Source organism: Aeromonas sp. OTU364 (genome assembly GCF_038440395.1).
Classification (GTDB): domain Bacteria; phylum Pseudomonadota; class Gammaproteobacteria; order Enterobacterales; family Aeromonadaceae; genus Aeromonas.
This window is the reverse complement of record NZ_JASATR010000025.1, coordinates 1-25998: the sequence shown is the minus strand read 5'-3', so window position 1 is coordinate 25998 and position 25998 is coordinate 1. Positions and strand designations below refer to the sequence as shown.

The window sequence follows — 25998 nt, the reverse complement described above, 5'->3', positions numbered from 1 at the left end:
TATTCACATATCCACATATAAAACAGAGGGTTGGCACTTCGGCTTGCCCTCGACCTCCGGTCTGTATCCCTCCTGAAATAACCTCTTCACAGAGGCTCTCGATGTAACAAAACTGTCATGCAACCGCCATATAATGCCGCCAAGCCTAGCTCACATTGAGGTCTTGCATGTCATCGGAATCGTTAAACCTGGTCATGGCGGGCAGTAGAAAACGCCGGATCAAGGATAAATTGGCCAAATACGGCGTCACCACAGGGGGAGCCCTGGTACTGGTGGCCCTGCTGCTTATCTTCTTCTACCTGCTCTATGTGGTGAAACCCATCTTCAATGGCGCCAGCGTGGAGGCGACCTCCTCCTTTACCCTGCCGACGCAGGGCAAGACGGCCTGGCTCGGCGTCGAGGAGCAGAACGAGATAGGGTATCGCTTCAACGACCAGGGTCAGGTCAGCTTCTTCGCCGTCAAGGCGGATGGCGGCGTCAAGGTGGGTCAGGTGCTGGGTCAGGCCAGTGTGGCCGGTGACGTCACCGCCGTCGCCCCTCCCGCGCCGGGCCAGAAGCTCATCGCCTATGGCTTTGCCGATGGCAAGGCCATGGTGGTGCAGCCCTCGTTCAAGGTCTCCTACCCGAACGATGTGCGCGTCATCGAGCCCAGCCTGCAATATCCCTTCGGCGAAGAGCCTGTGGTGATAGATCCCCAGGGCAAGGCGCTGACCCGCATGGTGTTCGAGGCGACCAAGGACAAGATGGCCACCGCCGCCGTGACCGAGGATGGCCGTGGCGTGATGACGGTGATGAGCGGTGAGGAGAACTTCCTCTCCGGCGAGATCGAGTGGAGCCGCCAGAACTACGCCATTCCTTCCCTGCCTCGTCACGTGGATCAGATGCTGCTGACCCCCAATCTTCGCATCCTGTTCGTGCGTGAAGGCAATCGCCTGTCTGTCTATGACATCCACAACCTGAGCGACATCTCCCTGCGCGACGTCATGGAGATCAATGCCCCCAACGCCGACGTGACCCAGGTTGCCCTGCTCTCCGGCGCCTCCTCCCTGATGGTGGGCAATGACAATGGCGTCATCTCCCAGTGGTTCGAGGTGGCGAAGGATGGCAAGCGCCAGTTCACCCAGATCCGTGACTTCAAGGGCGACGGCCCGGTCGCGCTGCTGACCCCGGAGCATTTCCGCAAGGGCTTCATCAGCGCCACCAACGACGGGACCATCAACTTCTTCCACGCCACCGGCGAGGCCAAGCTGCTTGGCGAGACCATAGAAGGGGGCGCCCTGGCGGCCCTGGCCATCTCTCCCCGTCACAACCTGTTGCTGACCCAGCAGGGGAATGACTTCAAGGTATTCGAGGTGGAGAACGATCACCCCGAGGTGACCTGGTCCGCCCTGTGGCAAGAGGTGTGGTACGAAGGGTATCCGGAGCCCCAGTATGTGTGGCAGTCCACCTCTGCCAGCAACGACTTCGAAGCCAAGCTGAGCCTGGTGCCCCTGGTGTTCGGGACCCTCAAGGCCTCCTTCTACGCCATGCTGTTTGCGGTGCCGCTCGGCGTCGCCGGTGCCATCTACACCGCCTACTTCATGTCGGCGGGTCTGCGCAAATACGTCAAGCCGACGGTGGAGATCATGGCGGCGCTGCCGACCGTCATCCTCGGCTTCCTGGCGGGTCTGTGGCTGGCCCCCATCATCGAAGGGGCGCTGCCAGGGGTGATCCTGCTGCTGCTGTTGCTGCCGATGGGCATGTTGCTCACCGCCCTGGTGTGGAACTACCTGCCGGAGCGCGGCCGCTCCTGGCTGCCGGAGGGCTGGCACGCCATCCTGCTCATTCCTGTGCTGCTGCTGATTGGCTGGGGCGCCTTCGCCTTGAGCCCGCTCATCGAGAATGCCTTCATGCACGGGGATTCGCGCATCTGGCTGACCCACGAGATGGGCATCAAGTTTGACCAGCGCAACTCCCTGGTGGTCGGTATCGCCATGGGCTTCGCCGTCATACCCACCATCTTCTCCATCGCCGAAGATGCGGTCTTCTCGGTGCCCAAGCACCTGACCCAGGGCTCGCTGGCGCTCGGCGCCACCCCCTGGCAGACCCTGAGCCGGGTGGTGATCCTGACCGCGAGTCCGGGCATCTTCTCGGCTGTGATGATGGGCCTGGGCCGCGCCGTGGGCGAGACCATGATAGTGCTGATGGCCACCGGCAACACCCCCATCATGGACTTCTCCATGTTCCAGGGGCTGCGTACCCTGGCGGCGAACATAGCGGTGGAAATGCCGGAGTCGGAAGTGGGCAGCTCCCACTACCGGGTGCTCTTCCTCGCAGCCTTCGTCCTCTTCGTATTCACCTTTATGTTCAACACCCTGGCCGAGTTCATCCGTCAGCGGTTGCGTGAAAAGTACAGCTCTCTGTAATGAGCCGTTCCATCAAAAGCGGCGCTCTGTATATGAACAAGGAATCGATAATGGGTAAGTGGTTTAAATCGGGGGCCCCCTGGATCTGGATGACGGGGGGCGCCGTCAGCCTGAGTCTGGTGGCCGTACTGGGTCTGCTGTTGCTGATCGGCTGGCGTGGTCTGGTCTACTTCTGGCCGCACCCCATCTATGAGTGGCAGCTTGAAGACGCCCAGGGCAACAAGAGCGTGCTGATCGGCGAGATCAACGACCGCGAGCTGGTACCTGTGGAGCGGCTGCGCGCCGCGGGTCAGGCGCTGGAGGGGGAGGAGCGCGAGCTGCTGACCCGTTATCTGGTCAAGACCGGCAACCGCGAGTTCGTCGACCTCGACTTCCGCTGGGTGCTGGAGACCGACATCAAGTCCCGTACCCAGCCCGCCGAGCTCGCCATGGTCGAGCGTGCCACCAACGGCAACTTCTACGGTTACATCACCTCGGTGAAGGAGGATGGCCGCGAGTTGACCCAGGATCTGCATCCCGCCCTGCAACGGGTACTGGCCCGTGCCAACGCCCTGTCGGAGCAGGCCAACGATCTGCAAAAGGGAGACATCGGCGGCATCAACTACCAGCTGGAGCGACTGCGCCTGAAAGAGCGCAAGGCGGAGCTGGAAGGGGAGCTGACCGACGTGCTCAAGGCGGACCTCGCCGCGCAGCGCCAGGCCCTGAACGATCGCTATCAGGTGCTGGAGAAGGAGCTCTTCTCCCTGCGTGCCCAGGCGGACCGTGACGCCATCACGGTCAAGGACATGCGTGGCGAGCAGGTGACCATGCCCATGTCCAAGGTGCTGGACGTGGTCTGGCCCAACGACATGAGCCTGCCCGCCAAGGTGGGTCACTGGTTCCACCAGATTGGCAAGTTCGTCTCCGACGATCCCCGTGAGGCCAACACCGAGGGCGGCGTATTCCCGGCCATCTTCGGCACCGTCTTCATGGTGTTGCTGATGGCCATCATAGTGACGCCCCTTGGGGTGGTGGCTGCCGTCTACCTGCACGAGTACGCGGGCAAGAACAGCCTGACCAAGATCATCCGCATCGCGGTGATCAACCTGGCGGGTGTGCCCTCCATCGTCTACGGCGTGTTCGGTCTGGGCTTCTTCGTCTACACCCTCGGTGGCTCCCTGGACCAGCTGTTCTACCCGGAAGCGCTGCCGAGCCCGACCTTTGGCTCACCCGGCGTCATCTGGTCGGCGCTGACCCTGGCCATCCTGACCCTGCCGGTGGTGATCGTCTCCACCGAAGAGGGGCTGGCGCGGATCCCGAGCACCATACGCCAGGGTTCCCTGGCACTGGGTGCCACCCAGGCCGAGACCCTGTGGCGCATCGTGCTGCCCATGGCGAGCCCGGCCATCATGACCGGCCTCATCCTGGCGATCGCCCGGGCCGCCGGTGAAGTGGCACCGCTGATGCTGGTGGGGGTGGTGAAGCTTGCTCCCACGTTGCCGATGGATGGCAACTTCCCGTACCTGCACGTGGAGCGCAAGTTCATGCACCTGGGCTTCCACATCTATGACGTCGGCTTCCAGAGCCCGAACGTCGAGGCGGCGCGGCCCCTGGTCTATGCCACCTCCTTCCTGCTGGTGACGGTGATCGTGGGCCTCAACCTGACGGCCATCGGTATTCGTAACCACCTGCGCGAGAAATTCCGGTCGCTGGAGCATTAATCCAGCCACCCCTGAGACAAGAGATGCGCGGCCCGGCGGCCGCCATCAACAGCATGATGGTCGCCGGAGTGTATCCGGCCACCTTGAACTGATTTGAGGTAACAGATGATCAACGTAACACCGACTTCGACCCAGCATACCGCCCTGGACCTGCTCAACCTGAGCCCGGAGCAGACCGCCCTTGAGGTCAAGGATCTCAACCTGTACTACGGCAACAAGCAGGCGCTGTTCAACGTCAACATGAAGATCCCGAAAGGGCAGGTGACGGCCTTTATCGGCCCGTCCGGCTGTGGCAAGTCGACCCTGCTGCGCTGCATCAACCGGATGAACGATCTGGTGGAGATCTGCCGCATCGAGGGGGAGATCCAGCTGCACGGCCACAACATCTACGACAAGAGCGTGGATGTCTCCGCCCTGCGCCGTCAGGTGGGCATGGTGTTCCAGCGCCCCAACCCCTTCCCGAAATCCATCTACGAGAACGTGGTCTATGGCCTGCGCCTGCAGGGCATCAACGACAGACGCACCCTGGACGAGGCCGCCGAGCGCTCACTGCGCGGCGCGGCCCTGTGGGAAGAGGTGAAGGATCGCCTGCACGACAACGCGTTCGGTCTCTCAGGTGGCCAGCAACAGCGTCTGGTGATCGCCCGTGCCATCGCCATCGAGCCGGAAGTGCTGTTGCTCGATGAACCGACCTCGGCGCTCGACCCCATCTCCACCCTCACCATCGAGGAGCTGATCAACGAGCTCAAGAGCCAGTTCACCGTGGTGATAGTGACCCACAACATGCAGCAGGCGGCGCGGGTGTCGGATCAGACCGCCTTCATGTACATGGGCGAGCTCATCGAGTACTCGAACACCAACACCATCTTCACCACCCCGGCCAAGAAGAAGACCGAGGACTATATCACCGGTCGTTACGGCTAAGAGATGAGAATGACTGACATGAACCACAAGAAACAGATTGGCGGTCAGTTCAACGGCTAAGGCATGGTTGGTGCAACAAGGATCATTGGTATGAACAAGATGAGCATCAATAAACAGATTACCGGTCGGTTCAACGGCTAAGGCATACTCGGAGCAACAAGGATTATTTGTATGGACAATATGAACCTCAATAAACACATCTCCGGTCAGTTCAATGCCGAGCTCGAGAACGTGCGCAACCAGGTGCTGGTGATGGGCGGTCTGGTGGAGCAGCAGCTGACGGACGCCATCTCCGCCATCCACATCCAGGATCTGGATGCGGCGCGCAAGATAGTGGCCAACGACCACAAGGTCAACGCCATGGAAGTGGCCATCGACGAGGAGTGCACCCGCATCATCGCCAAGCGTCAGCCCACGGCTTCCGACTTGCGCCTGGTGATGGCCATCATCAAGACCATCACGGATCTGGAGCGCATCGGCGACGTGGCGGACAAGATAGCCCGCATGCTGACCGACAACGCCAACAAGCCGCAGCCGCCTTTGGTGTCCCTCGAAAACATGGGCCGTCGCACCATCAAGATGCTGCACGACGTGCTCGACGCCTTCGCCCGCATGGATCTGGAAGCGGCCATCGCCGTCTACAAGGAAGATGACAAGGTGGACCGGGAGTACGAGTCCATCATCCGCGAGCTGATGACCTACATGATGGAAGATCCCCGCACCATACCCCAGGTACTGAACGTGCTCTGGGCGGCCCGGGCCATAGAGCGGGTCGGCGATCGCTGCCAGCACATCTGCGAATACATCGTCTACTACGTCAAGGGCAAGGACGTGCGCCACACCAAGGCGGATGAACTGAGCGACCTGCTCGGCAAGCATTGAATCCACGATGAATAAAAAGGCGCGTTGAGCGCCTTTTTTATTGCATTGGGGGACGGCTTAAGATAACGCGCCCCACTGGGCGCTTTTCTGCTAGAATATGGCCCCTGTGTGAGTCCCGGATGGAGTCACGGTCCGGTTTCCCGGGCCCAGTTTGCCGTCTTGTGCTAAGGCGGCTGTCGCAATAGGTTAATCATGAGTTTTGCCGATAGTTTGTTCTTTTTGATGCTGCTGGTCGCCGGCAGCGTGTTCTTCTCGCTTTCCGAGATCTCCCTCGCCGCCTCCCGCAAGATCAAGTTGCAGGTGATGGCCGACGAGGGCAATCGCCATGCCGAAAAAGTGCTGGCACTGCAGGCCCAGCCGGGTAACTTCTTTACCGTGGTGCAGATAGGCCTCAACACCGTCGCCATCCTGGGCGGCATCCTGGGCGAATCCGCCCTGAACCCCGCCATCAAGGAGCTTATCTCCGGCTTCTATCAGGGCCCCTGGCTCTCCCAGATAAGCTCGATCGCCTCCTTCGTGTTCGTCACCGGCATGTTCATCCTGATAGCGGACTTGATGCCCAAGCGCCTCGCCATGACGATGCCGGAACGGGTTGCGGTGGTGGTGGTGCGTCCCATGCTGCTGTGCGTGACCCTGCTGATGCCGCTGGTGTGGTTCTTCAACGGCATGGCCAACGCCCTGTTCCGCCTGCTGCGGGTCTCCATGGTGCGCAACGACGAGATCACCTCGGACGACATCTACGCGGTGATGGATGCGGGGGCCGAGGCCGGCGTCATCCAGCGCGAAGAGCACCAGCTCATCGAGAACGTGTTCGAGCTGCAGTCCCTCGGCGTCACCTCCGCCATGACGGCCCGCGAAAGCCTCATCTACTTCACCCTGCAAGAGGGGGAGGAGAGCATCAAGGCCAAGATAGCCGAGCACCCCCACAACAAGTTCCTGGTCTGTGACCACAACCTCGACAGCATCAAGGGGTTCGTGGATGCCAAGGAGCTGCTGATCCGCGTCATCAGCGGCCAGAGCATCGATCTCAACAGCGGCTCCCTGGTGCAGAGTGTCATCATCATTCCCGACACCCTGAACCTCTACGAGGCGATGGAGTACTTCAAGAACCACAGGGGCGACTTCGCCGTGGTGATGAACGAGTACGCCCTGGTGGTGGGCATAGTCACCATGAACGACCTGATGAGCACCGTCATGGGGGAGTGGGCCACCCACGTGGTGGAAGAGCAGATCGTCCAGCGGGACGAGAACTCCTGGCTGGTGGACGGGGTCACCCCCATCTCCGACGTCATGCGGGCCTTCGACATCGAGGAGTTCCCGGACGCGCAGAACTACGAGACCATCGCCGGTTTCATCATGTTCATGCTGCGCAAGATCCCCAAGCGCACCGACTCGGTGAAATACGCGGGCTACAAGTTCGAAGTGGTGGACATCGACAGTTACAAGATCGATCAGCTGCTGGTCACCCGCATTGAACCCAATGTGATCGACAAACCCGCCCTGGAATCGTGAAAGGAGTTACCAAGGAGTCATGAAGATGCCGTCTTATTCCCGTGCGTTGAGCTGTGTGGCTCTCGCCCTGGCGCTGGGGGCCTGCAGCCAGAGCGCGCCCCGCAAACCCTCCGCCGCTCCCAAGCCCGTGGCCCCCAAGGCTGCCGTGGTAGCGCCGCAGCCGGACCCCGATGCCGTGGTGCAGAGTGCAGTGGCAGAGCCGAGCCCGGTGTTCGATGAGGAGTACCATGGTCCGGATCAGGGGTCGCTGGAGTCGGTGACTGCCCTGTTCGCCCGTGGCTACATAGAATCTGCCATGCGTGAAACCATGCTGGCGGCGGTGCACAGCGACTACCCCTTGCTCGGCATGCGGGACGTGCGCCTGACCGACCCTGTGGCCAAGTTCCTCACTTCGGCCCAGGCCCGTACCACGGCCCACGACTACCTCTATGCCGGGGTGCAGCGCAGGTTGGGCCGCCCGCTCAGCCCCGCCCAGTGGGAGCAGATCTGGCAAGGATTCCCCCAGCAGGGGCGTGTCTCCGACTGGGTCAAGCAGACCAAGCGGGTACTGGCAGGGCGCTGAGTCGCCAGCCATCCATGCTTCACAAGAGGCCACCCCCCGGGGTGGCCTCTTGTCGTTCAGGGCCATGGCCCCGGCCCCAGGATGGCGAGGACGGGGGGCCTTCCTTTGCCGCTATCATCCTGAGCTTGTCCGGATTTGTTCCTCGTTCCCGATTGCCTCTCCCCCTGCTTTGCGCCATGATGCACAGGACATATAGCCGTCTAGATGTTTTGATGGCTTAATGTTGTTCCACACAATAAACACCCGTCATGACGGGGAGACGCAGAGAGACAGAGATGGATACACAGGATTTGTGGGTACTGGATGGCGGCATGGGGCGCGAGCTGGCACGGCGGGGCGCACCGTTTCGCCAGCCGGAGTGGTCGGCCCTGGCCCTGATGGAGGCGCCAGAGACGGTGCGCGAGGTGCATCAGGCCTATGTGGCGAGCGGGGCCCGGGTGATCACCACCAACAGCTATGCCCTGGTGCCGTTTCATATCGGTGACGAGCGCTTCGCCGCGGATGGGGAGCGGCTTGCGGCCCTGGCCGGGCAACTGGCGCGGGAGGTGGCCGACGACCAGGGGGGCGCCGTGCTGGTGGCCGGTTCCCTGCCACCGCTCTTTGGCTCCTACCGTGCCGACCTGTTCGACGCGGGCAGGGTGAGCGAGCTGGCGACCCCGCTTGTTCGGGCGCTCTCCCCTCGGGTGGATCTCTGGCTGGCGGAGACCATGAGCCTCATTGCCGAGCCGCTGGCCCTCAAGGCCCTGCTGCCTGAGGACGGCAAGCCGTTCTGGGTCTCCTTCACCCTGGAGGACGAGGCGCCGGGCAGCGAGCCGACCCTGCGCTCCGGGGAGCGGGTGGCCGATGCCGTGACCGCGTTGGTGTCGGCCGGGGTGGACGCCATCCTGTTCAACTGCTGCCAGCCCGAGGTGATTGAGGGGGCGCTCAAGGTGGCCTGCGCCGGCTTGCAGGCTCTGGGTCGCAGCGGCATTCGCCTCGGCGCCTACGCCAACGCCTTCCCGCCCCAGCCCAAGGAGGCCACCGCCAACGACGGCCTGGACGAGATCCGCGCCGATCTGGGGCCGCTGGATTACCTCGGCTGGGCCGAGCGCTGGCGCGCAGCCGGGGCAAACCTCATCGGCGGCTGCTGCGGCATAGGCCCGGAACACATTGAGGCGCTGGCCAGCCGGCTGCGCTAAGGAGATCCCATGAAAGAGAGCAAGATAGGGCTCTGGTCCCTCACCGCCCTGGTGTTCAGCTCCATGGTGGGGGCGGGGATCTTCAGCCTGCCCCAGAACATGGCCGAGGTGGCGGGGGCGCGCGCGGTGCTGATCGGCTGGGGGGTGACCGGGGTGGGCATTCTGGCGCTCGCCGCGAGCTTCCTCTATCTGTCGCGGCTAAGACCGGATCTCGACGGCGGCATCTACAGCTATGCCCGCGCCGGCTTTGGCGATCTGGTGGGCTTCTTCTCCGCCTGGGGCTATTGGCTCTGCGCCACCATCGGCGTGGTGGGCTATCTGGTCATCGCCTTCGCGGCGCTGGGCAGTTTCGTCGATACCCCTGACAAGGTCTGGTTTGGTGACGGCAACACCCTAGGGGCCTTCATCGGCGAGTCCTGCATCCTCTGGGCTGTGCACCTGCTGGTGGCCCGCGGCGTGCAGCAGGCGGCCCTGTTCAACCTGGTGGCGACCCTGGCCAAGAGCCTGCCGCTGCTGCTGTTCATCCTGTTCGCCTGCTACTGGTTCGATCCTGTCACCTTCGCGGCGGATCAGCAGGGCAGTACCCTGGCAACGCCGGTCTCCGAGCAGGTGCGCAACACCATGCTCATCACCCTCTGGGTCTTCACCGGCATCGAGGGGGCGGCGGTGCTCTCGGCCCGGGCCAGAAACAAGCGGGACGTGGGCACGGCCACAGTGCTCGGCGTGGTGCTGGCGCTGCTGCTCTATGTGCTCATCTCTGTGCTGGCGCTGGGGATATTGAGTCGCCCCGAGCTCGCGGCCCTGCCCAACCCCTCCATGGCGGGACTGATGGCCCAGATGACGGGATCCTGGGGCAAGGTGCTCATCAGCGCCGGTCTCATCGTGTCGGTGCTCGCCTCCTACGTGAGCTGGACCCTCTTCTCGGCCGAGGTGCCGTTCAGCGCGGCGCGTCACGGCGCCTTCCCGGCCATCTTCCGGCGCCAGAATCGCAACGGCACCCCCATAGCGTCGCTCTGGCTCACCAGCCTGACGGTGCAGGGCTGTTTGCTGCTGGTGTGGCTGCTCGGCAAGGGGTACACCAACCTGCTGCTCATCTCCACCTCGATGATCCTGGTGCCCTACCTGCTCATCGGCCTGTTCCTGCTCAAGCTCTCCTTAAGCGGGCAGGGCAATGGCCTGGTGCGGGCGGTGGCCCTAGTGTCGAGCGGTTACGGTCTCTGGCTGCTCTATGCCGCCGGGGTGGAGTACCTGCTGCTCTCCTTGCTGCTCTACGGGCCAGGTTTGCTGCTGTTTCTCTACAGCCGCCGCCAGCTCGGGGCGGATCAGCGGCTCAGCGGGCGTGAGCGGCTGCTGGCCGGGATTACCCTGGTGAGCCTGGTGCCCGCCATCTGGTCCTTTGCCCACGTCTGAGCGAGCTGATGATCAAATGCAAGAGAGCGCCCAGGGGCGCTCTCTTTTTGTCTGCGGCACGGACTTGTTTTAGCTGCGGCAAGGACTTAGCGGCTGGCGGGACCCGCCGGTTTGCCAAACAGCACCTTGAGCTTCTCTGACCAGGGCAGGCCTCGGGCCTCCTGCACCATGTCGCGCCACTCGTGGAAGGTGAGGGTGAGGGGATTGAAGCTGTGGATAGGCTTGGTGATGCCGAAGCGGCAGGGCTCGGCGGGGTCTTCCTCCACGAAGGTGCCAAACAGCCTGTCCCAGATGATCAGCACCCCGGCGAAGTTGCGGTCGATATATCTGGGGTTGCTGGCGTGGTGCACCCTGTGGTGTGAGGGGGTGTTGAAGATGGCCTCCAGCCAGCCGAGCTTGCCCACCACCTGGGTGTGGACGAAGAACTGAAAACCCAGGCTGAGCAGCACGGTGGCGACCACCGCCTCGGGGGGGAAGCCGATGAGGATCATGGGGATCCAGAACAGCCACATGCCGGAGACCGGATACATCAGGCTCTGGCGAAAGGCGGTGGAGAGGTTGAGCCGCTCCGAGCTGTGATGCACCACGTGGGAGGCCCAGAGCCAGCGCACATGGTGGCTCGCGAAGTGGAACAGCCAGTAGCAGAGATCCTGCAGCAGGAACAGCAGCAAGAGGCTCCAGACATTGAGCTCTATGTCGAACAGTCGCCAGCCCCACAGCGCGTCATAGAGATAGGCGATGGCGATGGCCGCCAGGGCATCGCCCCCCTGGTGCATCAGGGCCAGGGCGGCATTGGCGAACAGGTCGCGCCAATGATAGGTGGCGGTGGGAAAGGCCGCCCCGTGTTTGCGCAGATAGAGCATCTCCCAGCCGACGAAGGCCAGAAAGAGGGGGGAGAGGTAGAGCAGCAGCAGTTGCACATCCATGTGAGGCATCCGGTTGGACCAGTTGGGTTCCAGCATACCGAATGGATTTAAAATTTCATTAACATCCTGTCACCGTCCGCGCGACGGGCAACCAGATGACGGCTTGCAGCCCAGTGAAGGATCAGGGGGAGGTGGCGAGGTGAGAATAGTGAAGAGGGAGCCCAGGGCTCCCTCTTCTGCTCCTGTTTACAGCACCTGACTCAGGAACTGGCGCAGGCGCGGGGAGGGGGGATTGTCGAAGAAGTCGCTGGGCTTTTCATCCACCAGCAGCTCGCCGCTCTCCATGAAGAGCACCCTGTCCGCCACTTCCCGGGCAAAGCCCATCTCGTGGGTCACCACCACCATGGTCATGCCCTCTTTGGCCAGGCCCTTCATGACGTCCAGCACCTCTCCCACCATCTCGGGGTCCAGGGCGCTGGTGGGCTCGTCAAACAGCATGATGCGCGGCTGCATGGCGAGCGCCCGGGCGATGGCCACCCGCTGCTGCTGGCCGCCGGAGAGCTGGGAGGGGTAGCTCTGGGCCTTGTTCGACAGCCCCACTTTCAGCAGCAGGGCCTTGGCCCGCTCCTCGGCGTCCTGGCGGGACAACCCTCGCACCTTCTGGGGGGCGAGGCTGATGTTGTCCAGCACGTTCAAGTGGGGGAAGAGGTTGAAGGACTGGAACACCATGCCCACCTCTTCCCGCAGCTTGTTGACGTCGCCCGGCTCGGTCAGGCTGATGCCATCGACCTCGATATGGCCGTCGTTGATGGTCTCGAGCTGGTTGAGGGTGCGCAGGAAGGTGGATTTGCCAGAGCCGCTCGGGCCCACTATCACCACCACTTCCCCTTCCGCCACCTGGGTGCTGACGTTCTTGAGGGCGTGCACCTCGGTGCCGTAGAACTTCTCTACACCGCGAGCTTTGATAATGGGATCAGTTGCTGCGCGCATATTTCACCTCCAGACGGCGTACCAGGAAGGAGAGAGTGCCGGTGAGCACCAGGTAGAGCAGGGCCACGGTGAACCACACCTCGAACGGGCTGAAGGTGGAGCTGACCACCTCCCGTCCCGCCTTGGTGAGATCCGTGATGGAGATGACCGAGACCAGGGAGGAGTCCTTGATGAGGTTGATGAACTGGCCCGCCAGCGGCGGCAAGACCCGCTTGAACGCCTGGGGCAGGATCACATAGCGCATGGTCTGGGCCGAGGTGAGGCCCAGGCTGCGGCCCGCCTCCATCTGCCCCTTGTGGATGGAGCTGATGCCGGCGCGCACGATTTCGGCCACATAGGCGCCGGTGAAGACGGCCAGCGCCGCCACCCCGGCGGTGAATCTGTCGAGGTTGAGCACTGTGCCGATGAAGAAGTAGACGATGAAGATCTGCACCAGCAGCGGGGTGCCGCGAATGAGCTCCACATAGGTGACCGCCAGGTTGCGCAGGGCGGGATTGGGTGAGAGGCGGGCGAGGCCGGCCAGGGTGCCCAGCAGGATGGCGAAGACGCCAGCCACCAGGGAGAGCTTGACCGTGACCCAGACACCCCAGGCGATGGGGCCGGCGGTCCAGCTCAGTTGCACATCCAGGGTGTCACCGAGGAAGACGGTATCCCCTTCGGCAACCTGGGCGCCTGTGCTGGCGATGGCCTGGCGACGGTTGGGGTCGAGATCGTCTTGCAGGAAGAGCTGCCCCTTCTCTGCGGCTGTGGTGCCGGTCACCACTGTGCCGTCAAATTCTGCGTACTGTTTCTGTTCGGCCTGATAGGCGATGTACTGGGGAATGCGTTCCCAGCGCCAGGTGTAATCCACCGCCTGCACGGCCTTGTAGATGCCAAAGATGGCGGCCAGCACCATCAGCAGGAAGACGCCGTGCCAGAGCAGCAGGTTGGGCTGTTTTTCCATCTGTCTTGTGATTTTGGGGTTGATCACTGTCACAACCTCTCTTGTCGTTATTGTGTGGGGTCTGCGTGAAGGGGCGGCGAGCCGCCCCTTGAGAGGTTATTTGAGCTGGTTGAGCCAGGCGTTGGATTCAAACCACTTCTTGTAGAGACGGTCGTAGCTGCCGTCGCCCTTGATCTGGCGCAGGTAGTTGTTGAACCAGTTGAGGGTGTCCTGATCCCCCTTGCGGATGGCCCAGGCCAGCGGCTCGAAGGTGAAGGGCTTGTCCAGGTGCACCACGGCGCCGGTGTTCTGGGAGGCGAAGATGGCGTTGTAGGGCAGGTCGTAGACGAAGGCATCCACCTTGCCGTTGATCACTTCCAGCTTGGCGTCGTCCTGGGTTTCAAACTGCAGCAGGGTAGCCTTGGGGATCATGCGCTTGACCGCCTGCTCGCCGGTGGTGCCGAGCTTGACCGCGATCTTGTACTTGGGGTCGTTGAGGTCCTGGAAGGACTTGATCTCCCCCGCCTTGTCCTTGCGAAGGACTATGGTCTGGCCCACGACTATGTAGGGATCGGCAAAGTTGACGCGCAGGTTGCGCTGGGGGGTGACCGTCATGCCGCCCATGATGACGTCGAACTTGTCGGTCAGCAGGGCCGGGATGATGCCGTCCCAGGCGGTGTTGACGAACTCCACCTTCACGCCCATCTCCTTGGCGACCATCTTGGCCAGATCCACGTCGAAGCCGATGTACTGGCCCTGCTTGTTGGTCATCTCGAAGGGTTGATAGCCGGCGTCGAAGCCGACCCGCAGCACACCGCGCTCCAGCACGGCGTCCAGGGTGGAGCTGGGGGCTGAGCTGGTGGCAGCATTGGCGAGCCCGCACAGCAGCAGGGTAGAGAGAATGAGTTTTTTGATCATAAGTGACGTCTCTGTCGTAAGTGTGTTCGGCCTTGAACCTGCTCCGTGCGACTCCATGGCACAAGAGACTGCTGCATCCGGCAGCAGGCAAGACAGGATTATTGTCTTGATTGAGGCAAAAGCCCCATATGAGATTCTATTCTCCATCCGGTGAGTGAAAAATGTACCAAAATCCGATTGTGTCAGACGACTCAATAGGTTAGTGGCACTTTTTCCTCGCGGCACGGCTCATAAAACCACATGAAAACAACATATCTATCTAAGGGCGCGGGTTCAAGTGCAAAAATAGTTGGCAGGCATTTTGCTGTGTGGTCGGCGGGAAATCTGGGTCCGAACGAACCTGGAACGTAGGCATCAGGCCGGCTGGCCGAGTGAGAGGGGGCCAGTTGGCTGTCTGGAAAATATTTCTTTGCGCCAGAGGGCTCCCTCTGTGTCTTGTCATGGGCTTCCCATATACTCAGCCATCCCCATAGTAAGGTTCGGGAATGGACGCCTCAATTCTGCTCAATCTGGACGTGTTTACCCTGATGTTGATGGCCCTCGGGGGCTACAGCCTGGGGTTCATCACCCTCTCCATCATCTGGTCGACCCACAGGGAGATCCCCGGCCTCGGGCTCTGGTGGTGGTCCAGCCTCTGTGCCCTGGCGGCCCAGTCGCTGTTCTTTATGCAGGCGTTCGCCCCCCACATCGCGGGGATCTGGCTGGCCAACCTGCTCATCACCCTCTGCATCGCGCTGATGCCGCTGGCCCTGCAGCGCTTCTTCGGCGAGCCGCCGGCCTGGCGGGCCTTCGCGCTCTTCATGCTGGTCTACCTGCTGATCCTCTGCTGGAGCGTGCTGTTCAACGACGAGATGGCGCCCCGGGTGCTGCTGGCCTGCCTGAGCTACATGGTGCTGGGGGCAGTGATCGTGTGGCAGGTGTGGCGCCACGGTTATCCCGCCTATCTGCCCGCCATTCTAGTGTTTACCGTGGTCAACATTTTGCTCTACGGCTTCAACCTGATCCGGATGGGGGCCCTGCTCAGCGGCGAGGTGAGGGTGCTGATGGATCAGCACGTGGTCAATGTGCTGCCCTTCCTCTCCATGCTGATGGGCAACTACCTCTCCACCTTCGGGGTGTTGCTGCTCTGTACCCAGTACCGGGCCCTGGCCCTGCGACGGCAGGCGAGCCAGGATCCCCTGACGGGTCTGCTCAACCGGCGTGGCTTCATGGAGCGCTGTGCACAGGCGCCCAAACAGGGAGCCCTGGTGGTGCTGGATCTCGATGACTTCAAGCAGATCAACGATCGCCACGGTCACGAGGCGGGGGACAGGGTGCTGGCGGCGGTGGGGGCCTATCTGGCCGGTCAGGGGGATCTGGTGGCCAGCCGCTTCGGCGGCGAGGAGTTCGTGCTGCTGCTGCCCGAGGGGGATGCCCCGGCCCAGCAGGCGCGCTGCGAGCAGATCCGCCAGGGCATAGCGACGCTGCCCCTGGACGGCATCCAGGTCACCGCCAGCCTGGGGCTGGTGCCCTATGCCCGGGGCTGGCATCTCGACACCCTGTTCGGGCAGGCGGATCGCGCCCTCTATCAGGCCAAGCGCAGCGGCAAGAACCGGGTCTGCCTGCCGGCCTGATCTTTGATGACCCTGATGTTCAGCCCGCTTCGGCTGCGAGGGTACGCGGCGCCTGGGCTTTGAGCCTGAAGAGGTGCGGCAGCAGGGTCGGGAGGCGGCCTCTTAGCCCGCTTCGGTGGCTAGGGTACGCGGCGCCTGGGCCTTGAGGAAGGGGAGCAGCAGCAGGGCCGAGACCCCGGCCGCCACCGAGATGACCACGAAGAAGCCGTTCCAGTGCCAGATCTCCATCACCTTGGCCAGCGGATACCCCGACAGCGCCGCCCCCATGTAGGCAAACAGCCCGACGAAGCCGGTGGCGGCCCCGGCGCAATCCTTGTGGGAGCACTCGGCGGCCGCCATGCCGATCAGCATCTGGGGGCCGAACACGAAGAAGCCGATGGTGAAGAAGCAGGCCGCCTGCATCACGTAGCTGAAGAAGGGCATCAGCCAGAGCGACCCGACCGAGAGCAGAATCCCCATGGCGAAGATGAGGTTCATCGGGCCCCGGTTGCCATTGAACAGCTTGTCCGAGCCCCAGCCCGCCACCAGGGCGCCGATAAAGCCCCCCACCTCGAACATCGAGATGGCCGAGTTAGCGCTCATCAGATTGAAGCCGCGCTGCTCCGTCATGTAGAGGTTGCCCCAGTCGTTGATGGCGGTGCGCACCACGTAGACCAGCACGTAGCAGCAGGCGAGCAGCCAGATGTAGGGGTTGCCGAGCACGTATTTGTGCAGGATCTGGCGCGGGTCCAGGCCGACATCCTGGGTCTGCTGGGCCATCTCCAGGGCGTCATTTCGCCACTGTCCGACCGTGGGCAGCCCCAGGGTGCTCGGGGTGTCCCGCAGCCGCCAGCACAGCAGCAGCCCGGCCAGTATGGCGATGAGGCCGGGCACTATCATGCCGTAGCGCCAGCCGTGCTGCAGGGCTATGGTGCTGACGATAAGCGGGATCAGGGCCCCGCCCACGTTGTGGGCCGTGTTCCAGGCAGACCACCAGAAGCCGCGCTCTGTCCTCGAGTACCAGCTGGTCAGCAGCTTGGAGCAGGGGGGCCAGCCCCAGCCCTGGAAGAAGGCGTTGGCAATCCAGAGTGCCACGAACATCCAGAGGGCCGACGAGAGGCCGAACAATATGTTGATGACCCCGGTCGCCATCAGCCCCAGCCCCATGAAGTAACGGGGGTTGGCCCTGTCGCTGATGATGCCTGAGACGAACTTGGAGCAGCCATAGGTGAGGTAGAACAGGGTCCACATCATGCCGATGTCGGCCTTGTCCAGGATGCCGCTCGCCAGCATGTCCGGCATGGCGAAGTTGAAGCTCTTGCGGGTGAAGTAGAAGACCGCATAACCCAGGTACATGGTCAGCAGTATGTGGAGGCGCCAATGGCGATAGCTGGCATCGATCTCGGCCTGATCCCGCACCAGAGGGGCCGCCGGGCGGCTCTTCATAAAGCTCAGCATGGGGCGCCCTGCCTGCTGGATCCTGGATCAGTCATGGGACTCCTCCCGCTTGCGGCTGGGGAGGTTGACAGTCAGCTGGGTCCCCTGGGCGCAGGAGAGGCGCAGCGTGCCCCCCAGCGCCTGCACCCGCTCGCGAATGCCGAGCAGGCCATAGCCCTGGGGCGTCTGCTCGGGCAGGCCGCAGCCGTCGTCGTCCAGTTGCAGCAGCACCCTGTCGGCCTGCTGGCGGGCCAGTATGGTGACGGCGCTGGCATTGGCATGCTTGACCACGTTGTTGAGCCCCTCCTGACAGACCCGGAACAGGGTGACCCGCTGGGCGTCCGAGAGCGCCTCATCCACGAGCCCCCACTCCAGGCGGGTGACGATGCCGCGCCGCTCCAGCTCAAGCTCCCGCAGCAGGCCGCGCACCGCCTGCTCCAGGCTCATGTCGTCGAGCTGGCGCGGGCGCAGGCGACCGAGCAGGCCGCGCACCGCATCGTAGATGCCGAGCGACAGGGTCTCGATAAGGGCGCTGCTCTGGCCGACATTGGGGTTGTCCGGCGCGAGGCGGCGCACTATGCCCGCCTGGGTGCGGATGGCGGTGATGGTCTGGCCTATGTCGTCGTGCAGCTCCCTGGCCACCTCCTTGCGGATGCTCTCCTCGGTCTCCAGCAGTCGCTCGGTGAGCTGGCGGTTGTGGGCGAGCTGGCGGATCAGCGCCTGATTGAGCTCGCGCTGGCGCTGGATGCCGGCCCCCAGCAGCAGGCCGGTCAGGCTCTGGGCCAGCAGGGAGAGCAGCAGATCCAGGGGATGTTCGTGCCAGGCCTGGCCCGCCATCAGGGCCACCGTATTCATCAGGGTGGCGAGCAGAGCCCCCTGCCAGCCGTAGCGCCAGGCCATGGCCATGATGGGAATGGCGAGGCAGAAGGGGGTGAAGCGCACCAGGGAGTCCGGCAGGCCGAGCTGCAGCCCCAGGCTCAGCACGAACAGCAGCAGGTACCAGATGAGGTGGCGAAAGCGCCAGTCCACCGGCTGATCGATGAGGGCAGGACCGAGCGGCACCCAGGTGGCGCGGGTCAGATAGTGCCAGATCAGCATGCAGGTGGAGGTGAGGGTGAGGCCGCCGGTGAGGGTGAGCAGCAGGGCGGTGAGGCCATCTTCCCCCGCCAGATGCCAGAGCAGGGATTGCAGGGCCGCCGCCACAGTGACGGTGGCGAGCAGCACCAGCAGTTGCTGCCAGTCGTCACGTACCCGCTGGCGACGGGCGATGAGCAGCGGCAGCAGGGTGAGCAGGCTGCCGGCCAGGATGAGGGGCCACAGGGGCATGCCCACCTCCCCATCGAGCCAGTACAGCAGCAGGGCCTCACACAGCAGCAGGGGCGGCCAGTAGGGGAGGGGGCTCTGCAACAGCAGGCCCAGACGCAGCCCGAAGGGGAACAGCAGCACCGCCAGCACCGGGCTCTCCACCAGGTGCAGGCCTATGCTCCAGAGGCAGAACCAGCCGGCGGCGAAGATGAAGCTGGCCGCCAGGGCGATGGCGACATAGCTGGCAAACCGGGAGATCACCAGCTGTCCAGCATGCGGTGGGCCAGCTCCACGTTGTTGTTGACGTTGAGCTTGTCCATCAGGTTGGCGCGGTGCACGTGCACCGTCTTGGGGGAGAGGCCGAGGCGCTCGGCGATGGCCTTCACCTCCATGCCGCCGGCCAGCAGCTGGGCCACCTCCCGCTCCCGGTTGGTGAGGGGATCCCTGTGGCTGCTGGCGAGCTTGTGGGCGATGTCCGGAGTGAGGTAGCAGCCACCCTGGGCGGCGGTGCGCACCGCGGCGATCAGCTCCTCCGGGCTGCAGCGCTTGGAGAGAAACCCCTTGGCGCCGGCCTGCAGGGCCTGCTCGATGAGGGCCGGGCTGTCGTGCACCGACAGCATCACCACGGCGAGGCCGGCGGGCAGCTGCCTGAGCAGGTCCAGCCCGGATTGATCCGGCATGGAGATGTCGCACACGCACAGCTGGACGCCGCTGCCCGGCAAGCCGGCGAGGGCGTCGGCGGCGCTGCCAAATTCGGCGACGACCCGCAGATCGGGTTCGAGATTGAGCAACTGGGCAAAGCCGGAGCGGACTATCTGGTGATCGTCGATGAGGGCAATTTTTATCATGATGTCAGCCTGAAATCTGCGGCCAGGGCGCTGGCGCGGCCAACAAGATACTCCCGCTCGCCTTCTTGCTCAAGGGGAGGCTCAAGGGGGAGGAGAACCCCGGGGCAGGAGATGCTGTGATGGGTGCTTCACCCGAGTGCGGGATTCAGGGCGGCAATATAAGGAGAGGCACGCCCTGCTCGCCTGGGCGGCAGAGCGTGCCCGGCCCGGTCAGCGGTGCAGCTCGCCCGCGCGCTCCGGCTGATAGACCACCTCCAGGATCTCCACCTGTATGGTGCGCCCGGCGGGGCCCGGCCAGGCGATGCTGTCACCCACCTTCAAGCCAAGCAGGGCGCTGCCGACCGGTGCCAGCACGGAGATCTTCGACTCGTCCCCCTGCACGTCCTTCGGGTAGACCAGGGTCAGGCAGAAGTCGTTGCCGCTGTTCTGCATCTTGAAGCGCACCGTGCTGTTCATGGTCACCACGTCCGGCGGCATGTCGGCGGGGTCGCGGATCTCGGCGCGGTTCAGCTCCTCTTGCAGGGCCAGGTGTTGCGGGTGGTTGCCGAGCAGTTGCTCGATGCGATCCAGATCCAGGTTGGAGATGACGAGATGAGGCTGTTGCATTGGGTATTCCTTATCAATGGCTGAAAGGACCAGGATGACGGACAAGCTGGTCGAAAAAGGGTTCGGATTGTGAGAATAGATCGCAAGCGCGATGCCCCCGAGCGACTCGCTGTCAGGGGCGAGGGCGGGGGCTCAACGGGGTGTGAGCAGACTGGAAAAAATCATGAGCGCTTTCATGGGGATACCATAACCATTCTGAATGGCTTTGGCAAATGTCCGGCCCAGGGTCAGGGCGCCTGATAATCGTACTGCTTGAGGATGTGCGCCAGGCTGCCATCCTCGCGCATCCCCTCGATCGCCTTGCGCCAGCGCAGCGCCTCGGCCGCAGGAAACCGCGGGCTGGCGGCCAGATAGAGGGCGCTCTCTTGCAGGGTGTCGCCGCGCACCAGATCCCCCAGCGGCAAGCCGGCCCGCTGCTGGTTGTAGCGGGCCGTGTTCCAGGCCACGGCCCAGCCCTGGATGCGGCCCAGCGCCAGCTTGCTGGCATTGTTGACCTCCTCGGTGACCAGCTCCCGGGTTACCCCCTTCAGGGGCTGGATCAGGCTCTGACCATGAGAGCCGCGCATCGCCCCCAGGGTCAGGCCGGTCAGCGCCTTGGCCGAGAGCGGGGCCGGGTGGTGCTGACGGTGGCTGACCAGCACGAAGGCCTCCTCCAGCAGGGGGGCAATCCAGAGGAACAGGGGTTCGCGCTGGGGACTTCGGGCCGGTGGCAACAGCAGGACGTCCGCCCGGTGGCGGGTCTGGCTGAGGGCACGGGCCAGCGGCATCAGCTCTATCTCCAGGGGCTCCCCGAGGCGGCGGGCCGCCTCCTCCAGCACCTCGATGGCCATGCCGCTCGGGGCCCCCTGCTGGGAGCGAATGACATAAGGGGGAACGTCTGCGGCCAGGACCACCACGGCGTGGGCGCCGGGGCCCGGGAAGAGGAGGGCGCAGCAGAGCAGAAACAGTAGGGAAAGGCGCATAGGAGACCGGGTCAGGGATGAGTACACAGAGTGTAACATCCCGTTACCCCAAGTCAGCCAACCCATCGGGGGGAGCGGGCCGTCAGTCGAAGAAGTCCCGCAGATCCAGGGTCTGGTAGCCGCCCAGCTGCTGCCAGGGCAGCTGCTTTGGCAGGGGTTTGAGGGTCACCTCCATCCGGTAGCTGCGATAGCCGTCCAGGCTCGCGGACTCCACCACCAGGGGCAACTGCCATTGGCTCGACCAGAGGATGCGGGTGCGCTGCCTGCCCTCGCGTTTTTCGTACCAGCGGGCCTGCTCGGGGGCCGCGTCGTTGAGGGGGGTCATGCCCTGCAGCAAGGCCGGATCCACCAGGTGGCGAAGCTTGTCCCAGTGGGGGGTGAAGGCCACCTGGCCATACTCCTCCGGCGGCACCTCCACCAGCTGGTTGTGCCAGGCGTCGGCGTAGCGCAGTTGCAGCTCCCCCTCATCACTGCGGCTGACCCAGCGTGCCGCCATCTGGTGGGTGAAGTGCTTGTGGCCCGGGGTGGCATCGTGGCTGGCGTGGTAGGCGCGGGCGAGCGGCAGGGGGATGAGCCGCTGGCTCCACACCTGGTTGCCGACCCGGATCCATTTCTCCTGCCAGTGGTTCTCCCGGGCTATGCCGTCGCTGCTGGTGATCCTGTCCTGATAGCGGATGCGGGCGGCCAGATCGGGCGCCTCGTCGGCCAGCAGGGGGAAGCAGAGGCTGCTGCCAAGAAGCCATAACGGAAGTAACAGTCGCATCATGGGTGATCGCTCGAAAGAAGCGGGCCCGGCGTGACACCGGGCCCGCTTTCTTACAGGCCGAGCGCCTCCCTGAGCTTGCCGAACACCAGGGTGTTGTCGAGCGTGCCCTTGAAGCGGCCGCTGCCGGCGCCGCCCGCGAACAGCATCACATCGCCGCCGCCGTGGGTCTCCGAGCCCAGCTTGACCCCGGTCTCCTGCAGGTAGTCGTCCCCCATCACCTCGTTGCTGGTGAGGGTGGGGCGCTGATCCGCGCGGTTCGGGCCGTTGCCGAACACCAGGGTAGTGAAGGGCTTGCCATCCACATCGTTCTGGGTCGAGCCGTCGCTATTTTTCACCAGATCCAGCACAGGGTTGCCCTTGGCGGAGTAGCCGTTGATGGTCATGGTGTGGTCGTGATCGGCGGTGACCACGATCAGGGTATCGGTCAGGTCCACCTTGCCCAGCGCCGTCTTGACCGCCTCGTCCAGCGCCACCGCATCGGTCAGCGACCGTTTGGCATTGGTGGCGTGCAGGGCGTGGTCGATGCGGCCCCCTTCCACCATCAGGAAGTAACCCTGGCTGTTCTGGCTCAAGAGATCGATCGCCTTGGCGGTCATCTCGGAGAGGGACGGCTGGGTGTTGGCCGCTCCCTTGGCGACGCGGTCCAGCTCGTAGTCGAGGTGGGACTTGGTACTGAACAGGCCCAGCACCTTGCCGCTACCGACCTTGGCGAGATCGCTCTGGGTGGTGACGTACTGATAGCCCTGGGCACCGAGCTCGGCGGTGAGATCCCGGCCATCGGCCCGGCCCCCCTTGTTGCTGGCGCTGTAGGGGGTCCAGTGATTGGCGCCACCTCCCATCAGCACGTCCACCCCGTCCCCGAGCGCGGCGTTGAAGCCGGCGCCGCCCGGTACCGCCTGCTCGGCGATGGCGTAGGCGGCATCCCGGTGGCAGATGTGGGAGTAGGTGGCCGCCGGGGTGGCATGGGTCAGCTCGGTGGTGGTGACGGCCCCCACCGACTTGCCCGCCGCCTTGGCCAGCTCGAGTATGGTCGGCACCGGGGTGCCGTTGTCGCCGGTGCAGTTGTTGATGCCCTTGTTGCCGTTGGCATCCTTGGACGGCGCCACGGCCCTGGTGTCGCTGCTCATGGCGATCACCTCGTTGTTCATCTTGACCCCGGTGGTGTAGGCCGCCATGGAGGGGGCCGAGTCCGTGGTCTGGGCGTCGTGGGAGAAGGTCTTGATGCGGGCACTGCGTGGCAGCTTCATCATCTCGAGATTTCCCTCTTCCCCCACCTTGTAGAGGCGGGTGGCGGTGAGCACTGTGGGGCCCATGCCGTCGCCGATAAAGAGGATGACGTTCTTGGCGTCGGCGGCGTGGGCCTGGGAGAGGCCGCCGAGGGCGGCGAACAGGGCGGTGCAGACCAGGGTCTTGTTCATGGTTTTTCTCACGGGAATGATCCTCACAGCTTGGCCGCAGCCTTGACCTTGCCGAACACGGCGGTGTTATCGAGTGAGCCGTGGAAGCTGTCAGCTCCCTGGCCGATGGCACCGAGGAAGACGTCGGTGCCTCCGTGGGTCTCGTTTCCTATCTCGCCCACCTTGACCACCACCTCCTGGTGATAGTCGTCGGCGGAGACGGTGGCATCGTCCAGCGGCGCCACGCTGCTGCGCGGGCCGTCCACCCGGTTGTAGCCGTTGCCAAAGCCGATGATGGTGTAGGGCATGCCGTCGCTGTCCTTGCTCGGCTCGCCATCGGTGTAGTTCTTCACCAGCCCGAGCACCCCGGGGTTGCCAGCCGTGGTCTTGCCGGTGCGCTTCGCGTAGCCGTTGAGTACCAGGGTGTGGTCATGGTCGGCGGTGACCACGATCAGGGTGTTCTTCAGCTCGGGGTCGGTTTTCTTCACCTCGTCCAGGGTGGCCTTGATGGCGTCGTCGAAGGCCAGGGTGTCCTGCAGGGCGCGCTTGGCGTTGGTGTCGTGCAGGGCGTGATCGATGCGACCCCCCTCCACCATCAGGAAGTAGCCCTTCTCCTTCTCCTTGAGCTGCTTGATGGCGGCCAGGGTCATCTGGGCCAGCGACGGCTCGCTGGCGGGCCTGTCGAGGTCATATTTCATGTGGCTTGAGCCAAACAGTCCCAGCAGCGGCTTGCCCGCCTCGGCCTGGTTCAGCTCGTCCAGGGTGCTGGCAAACTGGTAGCCCTTGGCCTGCATCTCGTCGATGAGGTTGCGGCCATCCTCCCGCTTGCCCTTGTCGGCTTTTGGCAGGAAGAAGCTGCTGCCGCCACCGAGCACCACGTCCAGCCCCTCTTTCAGGGCCGTGTTGTAGCCGGCGCCGCCCGGTACCAGCTGGGCGGCGATGTCCGCCTCCAGGTCCCGGTTGCAGATGTGGGCATAGGTGGCGGCCGGGGTGGCGTGGGTCACCCGGGTGCTGGTGACCACGCCGGTGCCGCGGCCGTCGGCCTTGGCCAGCTCCAGCAGGGTGGTGACCGGCTTGCCGGCGCTCTTGCTGCAGTCGCTCTCATAGGTGGCGTCGCTGTCCATGCTGATGACGCCGTTGTTGCTCTTGACCCCTGTCATGTAGGCCGCCATGGAGGGGGCCGAGTCGGTAACCTGGGCGTCGTGGGAGAAGGTCTTGATGAAGGCCGTTTCCGGCAGGCTGTCTATGGTGAGGCTGCCCTCTTCCCCCACGCCGTAGATGCGGGCGGCGGTCAGGGTGTTGAGGCCCATGCCGTCGCCGAGGAAGAAGATGACGTTTTTGGCGCTGGGCTCCGGGGTGCTGCTGTCGTTGTTGGAGTTGCAGCCGGCGACCAGGGTGGCGCCTATCATCACTGCAAGTCCTGCCATGTTTCTCATTGGGGTTCGCTCCTTGTAAAACCTGAGCGCAGCCTAGAGGGGGCAGATGACACTTTTAGTGAGTCTGGATGACAATACGATGAAGGTGCCAGATAAATGTTATGTTGTATCAATGAGTTATTGATTGCTGTCTGACCTTTGGCCCCGGGCGGTCGTGGTGGCACCGGCGCCGCTGCCGTGTACGCCCGTTGCCACAATGGCCTGTCAAATCGGGGCCGCAGCAGGTAAAATGCGCCCCCTTGCGATGAGTGCCAGCGGTCTGGCGCATCACCAGGCGCCCGCAGCCCCCGGCGGGAGCCCGCATCCCCAATGAGAGAGTAACGGATATGTCCATCAACTGGTTCCCCGGCCACATGCACAAGGCCCGCAAAGAAATTGCCGAGGTCATGCCCCAGGTCGATGTCATCATCGAGATGCTCGATGCCCGCATCCCCTTCTCCAGCGAGAACCCCCTGGTGCCCGAGCTGCGTGGGGATACTCCCGTCATCAAGGTGCTGAACAAGGCGGATCTCGCCGATCCGGCGATCACCGAGCTGTGGGTGGCGCACATGGAACAAGAGAAGGGGATCAAGGCGTTGCCCCTGACCCAGCAGGAGCCGGAGAAGATCAAGGCGCTGCTGACCCTGTGCCACGAGATGCTGCCGGAGCGCAACTTCGACCTGCGCGGGGTGCGGGCCATGATCATGGGCATCCCCAACGTGGGCAAGTCCACCCTGATCAACACCCTGGCGGGGCGCATCATAGCTCGGACCGGCAACGAGGCGGGGGTGACCAAGTCCCAGCAGCGGATCAAGCTGGACAACAACGTCATCCTGACAGATACCCCGGGGTTCCTCTGGCCCAAGCTCAACCCGCCCTCCTGCGGCTACCGGCTGGCCATCACAGCGGCCATCAAGGACACCGTCTTCGACTACGCCGACATCGCCATGTTCGCCGCCGATTACTTCATCAAGGCCTATCCGGAGCGGATCAAGGCGCGGTACCAGATTAGCGATCTGCCCGAGACCGAGATCGAGCTGCTGGAGCTCATCGCCCGCCAGCGCGCCTTCATGCGCAAGGGCGGCCTGGCGGATCTGCACAAGGCCTCCGAGATCCTGGTCAACGAGTTCCGCTCAGGCATGCTGGGGCGCATCTCCCTGGAGACCCCGGAGATGGTGAGCGCCGAGATCGTGCTGGCGGCCGAGGAGGCGGAGCAGAAGGCCAAGGAGAAGGCGGAGCGGGAAGAGGAGCGCCAGGCGCGGGCCCGTCGCAAGTACGCCAGAAAGCGTCAGAAATAACCGCTATTGTGGCAAGAATAATGAAGAGGCGCCCCCCGGGTCGCCGGGTACCGTATTGGCGTTTTTGTGAGGGGCGAGGGCAGGGAAAAGTAGGCCCAACCCA

22 protein-coding genes are annotated in these 25998 nt (G+C 63.8%); 10 read left to right on the top strand and 12 right to left on the bottom strand.

The genetic code is table 11. The annotated features are described in order from the left end of the window. The first annotated feature begins 167 nt into the window (after nt 1-167). From AAHB08_RS19495 to AAHB08_RS19460, 8 genes are all read left to right on the top strand, one after another. Complete coding sequence (locus AAHB08_RS19495; protein WP_342059835.1) at nt 168-2405, top strand: phosphate ABC transporter permease; 2238 nt, start codon at nt 168-170, stop codon at nt 2403-2405. A gap of 50 nt (nt 2406-2455) precedes the next feature. Beyond that, entirely contained in the window at nt 2456-4105 is a 1650-nt protein-coding gene (gene pstA, locus AAHB08_RS19490) for a phosphate ABC transporter permease PstA (RefSeq protein WP_342059834.1), read from the top strand. Between the two features lie 105 nt (nt 4106-4210). Beyond that, the gene (gene pstB / locus AAHB08_RS19485) at nt 4211-5029 is read left to right on the top strand and encodes a phosphate ABC transporter ATP-binding protein PstB (RefSeq protein WP_005328825.1); all 819 of its coding nucleotides are present in this window, start codon (nt 4211-4213) and stop codon (nt 5027-5029) included. 171 nt (nt 5030-5200) lie between these two features. Then, entirely contained in the window at nt 5201-5911 is a 711-nt protein-coding gene (phoU, locus tag AAHB08_RS19480) for a phosphate signaling complex protein PhoU (protein ID WP_025327511.1), read from the top strand. Between the two features lie 192 nt (nt 5912-6103). Continuing rightward, nucleotides 6104-7423, top strand: coding sequence for a hemolysin family protein (locus AAHB08_RS19475; RefSeq protein WP_139437003.1), 1320 nt, complete (start codon nt 6104-6106; stop codon nt 7421-7423). Nucleotides 7424-7442: 19 nt separating this feature from the next. After that, nucleotides 7443-7985: a hypothetical protein gene (locus tag AAHB08_RS19470; RefSeq protein WP_162519225.1), complete on the top strand. Its 543-nt coding sequence runs from the start codon at nt 7443-7445 to the stop codon at nt 7983-7985. A gap of 275 nt (nt 7986-8260) precedes the next feature. After that, a complete protein-coding gene (locus AAHB08_RS19465) occupies nt 8261-9163 on the top strand; it encodes a homocysteine S-methyltransferase family protein (protein WP_342059833.1) in 903 nt (300 codons plus the stop codon). 9 nt (nt 9164-9172) lie between these two features. Continuing rightward, a complete protein-coding gene (locus AAHB08_RS19460; protein WP_342059832.1) occupies nt 9173-10573 on the top strand; it encodes a basic amino acid/polyamine antiporter in 1401 nt (466 codons plus the stop codon). A gap of 86 nt (nt 10574-10659) precedes the next feature. Here the strand turns inward: AAHB08_RS19460 and AAHB08_RS19455 are convergent, their stop codons facing one another. From AAHB08_RS19455 to AAHB08_RS19440, 4 genes are all read right to left on the bottom strand, one after another. Next, nucleotides 10660-11499: a sterol desaturase family protein gene (locus AAHB08_RS19455; RefSeq protein ID WP_342059831.1), complete on the bottom strand. Its 840-nt coding sequence runs from the start codon at nt 11497-11499 to the stop codon at nt 10660-10662. Between the two features lie 186 nt (nt 11500-11685). Then, the gene (locus AAHB08_RS19450) at nt 11686-12429 is read right to left on the bottom strand and encodes an amino acid ABC transporter ATP-binding protein (RefSeq protein WP_342059830.1); all 744 of its coding nucleotides are present in this window, start codon (nt 12427-12429) and stop codon (nt 11686-11688) included. Continuing rightward, nucleotides 12413-13372, bottom strand: coding sequence for an amino acid ABC transporter permease (locus AAHB08_RS19445; protein ID WP_342059829.1), 960 nt, complete (start codon nt 13370-13372; stop codon nt 12413-12415). The genes AAHB08_RS19450 and AAHB08_RS19445 overlap by 17 nt, the downstream gene beginning before the upstream one ends. Nucleotides 13373-13468: 96 nt before the next feature. Beyond that, entirely contained in the window at nt 13469-14269 is an 801-nt protein-coding gene (locus tag AAHB08_RS19440; RefSeq protein WP_342059828.1) for a transporter substrate-binding domain-containing protein, read from the bottom strand. 485 nt (nt 14270-14754) lie between these two features. Between AAHB08_RS19440 and AAHB08_RS19435 the strand changes: the two genes are divergently transcribed. Next, the gene (locus tag AAHB08_RS19435; RefSeq protein WP_139437019.1) at nt 14755-15882 is read left to right on the top strand and encodes a GGDEF domain-containing protein; all 1128 of its coding nucleotides are present in this window, start codon (nt 14755-14757) and stop codon (nt 15880-15882) included. A gap of 102 nt (nt 15883-15984) precedes the next feature. Here AAHB08_RS19435 and uhpC read toward each other — a convergent pair whose 3' ends face one another. From uhpC to AAHB08_RS19395, 8 genes are all read right to left on the bottom strand, one after another. Then, nucleotides 15985-17319, bottom strand: coding sequence for an MFS transporter (gene uhpC, locus AAHB08_RS19430; protein WP_342059827.1), 1335 nt, complete (start codon nt 17317-17319; stop codon nt 15985-15987). Between the two features lie 27 nt (nt 17320-17346). After that, the gene (gene uhpB / locus AAHB08_RS19425) at nt 17347-18864 is read right to left on the bottom strand and encodes a signal transduction histidine-protein kinase/phosphatase UhpB (protein WP_342059826.1); all 1518 of its coding nucleotides are present in this window, start codon (nt 18862-18864) and stop codon (nt 17347-17349) included. Beyond that, nucleotides 18861-19451 carry a transcriptional regulator UhpA gene (gene uhpA, locus AAHB08_RS19420; RefSeq protein ID WP_139437025.1) on the bottom strand — a complete coding sequence of 197 codons (591 nt, stop codon included), beginning with the start codon at nt 19449-19451 and terminating at the stop codon, nt 18861-18863. Before uhpA ends, uhpB begins: the two co-directional genes overlap by 4 nt. Before the next feature lie 210 nt (nt 19452-19661). Next, nucleotides 19662-20057, bottom strand: coding sequence for a nucleoside diphosphate kinase regulator (gene rnk, locus AAHB08_RS19415; RefSeq protein ID WP_025327497.1), 396 nt, complete (start codon nt 20055-20057; stop codon nt 19662-19664). Nucleotides 20058-20284: 227 nt separating this feature from the next. Further along, nucleotides 20285-21019, bottom strand: a complete 735-nt coding sequence (locus AAHB08_RS19410; protein ID WP_342059825.1) for a substrate-binding periplasmic protein — start codon at nt 21017-21019, stop codon at nt 20285-20287. An 82-nt stretch (nt 21020-21101) separates the two neighbouring features. After that, nucleotides 21102-21785, bottom strand: coding sequence for a hypothetical protein (locus AAHB08_RS19405; protein ID WP_342059824.1), 684 nt, complete (start codon nt 21783-21785; stop codon nt 21102-21104). A gap of 50 nt (nt 21786-21835) precedes the next feature. Continuing rightward, a complete protein-coding gene (locus AAHB08_RS19400; RefSeq protein ID WP_342059823.1) occupies nt 21836-23203 on the bottom strand; it encodes an alkaline phosphatase in 1368 nt (455 codons plus the stop codon). Nucleotides 23204-23226: 23 nt separating this feature from the next. After that, nucleotides 23227-24618, bottom strand: coding sequence for an alkaline phosphatase (locus tag AAHB08_RS19395; RefSeq protein WP_342059822.1), 1392 nt, complete (start codon nt 24616-24618; stop codon nt 23227-23229). Nucleotides 24619-24944: 326 nt separating this feature from the next. On the opposite strand from AAHB08_RS19395, the gene ylqF reads away from it, so the two are divergent. Beyond that, nucleotides 24945-25895, top strand: coding sequence for a ribosome biogenesis GTPase YlqF (gene ylqF / locus AAHB08_RS19390; protein ID WP_139437034.1), 951 nt, complete (start codon nt 24945-24947; stop codon nt 25893-25895). Nucleotides 25896-25998: the final 103 nt, after the last annotated feature.

What these genes read in the sequence shown, in the direction of transcription:
- AAHB08_RS19495 (WP_342059835.1), top strand. Translation starts at nt 168, where the DNA reads ATGTCATCGGAATCGTTAAACCTGGTCATGGCGGGCAGTAGAAAACGC.
- pstA (WP_342059834.1), top strand. Translation starts at nt 2,456, where the DNA reads ATGGGTAAGTGGTTTAAATCGGGGGCCCCCTGGATCTGGATGACGGGG.
- pstB (WP_005328825.1), top strand. Translation starts at nt 4,211, where the DNA reads ATGATCAACGTAACACCGACTTCGACCCAGCATACCGCCCTGGACCTG.
- phoU (WP_025327511.1), top strand. Translation starts at nt 5,201, where the DNA reads ATGGACAATATGAACCTCAATAAACACATCTCCGGTCAGTTCAATGCC.
- AAHB08_RS19475 (WP_139437003.1), top strand. Translation starts at nt 6,104, where the DNA reads ATGAGTTTTGCCGATAGTTTGTTCTTTTTGATGCTGCTGGTCGCCGGC.
- AAHB08_RS19470 (WP_162519225.1), top strand. Translation starts at nt 7,443, where the DNA reads ATGAAGATGCCGTCTTATTCCCGTGCGTTGAGCTGTGTGGCTCTCGCC.
- AAHB08_RS19465 (WP_342059833.1), top strand. Translation starts at nt 8,261, where the DNA reads ATGGATACACAGGATTTGTGGGTACTGGATGGCGGCATGGGGCGCGAG.
- AAHB08_RS19460 (WP_342059832.1), top strand. Translation starts at nt 9,173, where the DNA reads ATGAAAGAGAGCAAGATAGGGCTCTGGTCCCTCACCGCCCTGGTGTTC.
- AAHB08_RS19455 (WP_342059831.1), bottom strand. Translation starts at nt 11,499, where the DNA reads ATGGATGTGCAACTGCTGCTGCTCTACCTCTCCCCCCTCTTTCTGGCC.
- AAHB08_RS19450 (WP_342059830.1), bottom strand. Translation starts at nt 12,429, where the DNA reads ATGCGCGCAGCAACTGATCCCATTATCAAAGCTCGCGGTGTAGAGAAG.
- AAHB08_RS19445 (WP_342059829.1), bottom strand. Translation starts at nt 13,372, where the DNA reads ATGGAAAAACAGCCCAACCTGCTGCTCTGGCACGGCGTCTTCCTGCTG.
- AAHB08_RS19440 (WP_342059828.1), bottom strand. Translation starts at nt 14,269, where the DNA reads ATGATCAAAAAACTCATTCTCTCTACCCTGCTGCTGTGCGGGCTCGCC.
- AAHB08_RS19435 (WP_139437019.1), top strand. Translation starts at nt 14,755, where the DNA reads ATGGACGCCTCAATTCTGCTCAATCTGGACGTGTTTACCCTGATGTTG.
- uhpC (WP_342059827.1), bottom strand. Translation starts at nt 17,319, where the DNA reads ATGCTGAGCTTTATGAAGAGCCGCCCGGCGGCCCCTCTGGTGCGGGAT.
- uhpA (WP_139437025.1), bottom strand. Translation starts at nt 19,451, where the DNA reads ATGATAAAAATTGCCCTCATCGACGATCACCAGATAGTCCGCTCCGGC.
- rnk (WP_025327497.1), bottom strand. Translation starts at nt 20,057, where the DNA reads ATGCAACAGCCTCATCTCGTCATCTCCAACCTGGATCTGGATCGCATC.
- AAHB08_RS19410 (WP_342059825.1), bottom strand. Translation starts at nt 21,019, where the DNA reads ATGCGCCTTTCCCTACTGTTTCTGCTCTGCTGCGCCCTCCTCTTCCCG.
- AAHB08_RS19405 (WP_342059824.1), bottom strand. Translation starts at nt 21,785, where the DNA reads ATGATGCGACTGTTACTTCCGTTATGGCTTCTTGGCAGCAGCCTCTGC.
- AAHB08_RS19400 (WP_342059823.1), bottom strand. Translation starts at nt 23,203, where the DNA reads ATGAACAAGACCCTGGTCTGCACCGCCCTGTTCGCCGCCCTCGGCGGC.
- AAHB08_RS19395 (WP_342059822.1), bottom strand. Translation starts at nt 24,618, where the DNA reads ATGAGAAACATGGCAGGACTTGCAGTGATGATAGGCGCCACCCTGGTC.
- ylqF (WP_139437034.1), top strand. Translation starts at nt 24,945, where the DNA reads ATGTCCATCAACTGGTTCCCCGGCCACATGCACAAGGCCCGCAAAGAA.